The sequence below is a fragment of the Streptococcus acidominimus genome (assembly GCF_001921825.1).
Taxonomy (GTDB): Bacteria; Bacillota; Bacilli; order Lactobacillales; family Streptococcaceae; genus Streptococcus; species Streptococcus acidominimus.
On sequence record NZ_MSJL01000109.1, the window covers coordinates 1 to 1,109 of the forward strand.

A 1,109-nucleotide genomic window follows, 5' to 3' on the forward strand; every position below is an offset into this window, starting at 1 on the left:
AATACTACTCGCATGATGATTACCTCTTTGTCTTGAATGATGATTTGTTTTAGTGATTTCATTTTCAATACACGACGTCGGGCGTCCCACATACTTTGATAAAATTCTGCCTAAAACAAGTGTCTTGCCTGTTTTCACTACGACGTCAAGCGTCAAAAGAAAATACGACATAACAAGACACTTCTACTTTATCATAAAGAAAAAGTAGAGAAGTTATCTCCCGTCGGAGAATTCTTCTCTACTAAGCTTAGTATGTTTTCACTGTGTGCTTTTAACGCTCTCGTATCTTGGGTAATTGAACACGGGCTAAAAGCTCGGAAAAAAGAGACACAGGTGTTCTAGCTTTAGCTAGTTACAGCTGTGGCTACCTTTAGGTGTAAATACTCCTAGAAGCAGAGACTTCTTCGTCGTATTTCCTATTTTTCATTCACTTTTTACGCCCTTTGTATCTTAGAATTGAACTGCTGTAAAAAATAAGATATACTGGTGGGAGAAAAGGTTTATATTCACTAAAACCTCCCGTTCCATAGGAAGGAGTTCTCATGTTCCATTATCTTTCTGTTCTGCGCCTTGTTAGCCTTGTTATCCTACTCGTCTATATGGTACTTGGTATCAGCTTTATCAAGTCCTTTCATCGCATTGATTTACCAAAAATAATCAAAGGTATTTTCTTACTCGGCTATCTACTTCTGCTCGCCGGTCTACTCTATCTTACCTTTTTTATCCTCTTATTAGGATATAATTCCTAGATAGCAAAAACGCTTAGAAAGAAAGTATTTCTAGGCGTTTTTTCATATCTTACACTCAATGAAAGGTCAATCAGATTAGCGTATACCTGTTGACCCTCAAGGAGATTTATACTAAATAAGGAAGCAAGGTGCCGCTAACGTAGGTTGAATTTAATTTTTATAGTAGACTTGTTCGGTAACCAAATGTGATATACTATGATATACTATTTGTATGGAAACAATGTATGAAAAAGCTCAAAAACTCAGTTCAGAGAACTTCAAACTTCTCATAGGTGTTCAAAAAGAGACCTTTCAAGAAATGCTTACCTGTCTCAATGTAGCTTACCAACGTCAACATCGTCAAGGAGGTCGTCCACGCAA

The 1,109-nt window shown here is 37.0% G+C and carries 1 protein-coding gene and 1 pseudogene; both read left to right on the top strand.

The annotated features are described in order from the left end of the window. Window positions 1-542: 542 nt before the first annotated feature. On the top strand, window positions 543-749 hold the full coding sequence (locus BU200_RS10550; protein ID WP_075100058.1) for a hypothetical protein: 207 nt from the start codon (window positions 543-545) through the stop codon (window positions 747-749). A gap of 211 nt (window positions 750-960) precedes the next feature. After that, a pseudogene (locus BU200_RS11360) lies at window positions 961-1,109 on the top strand (IS5/IS1182 family transposase); the annotation flags it as partial.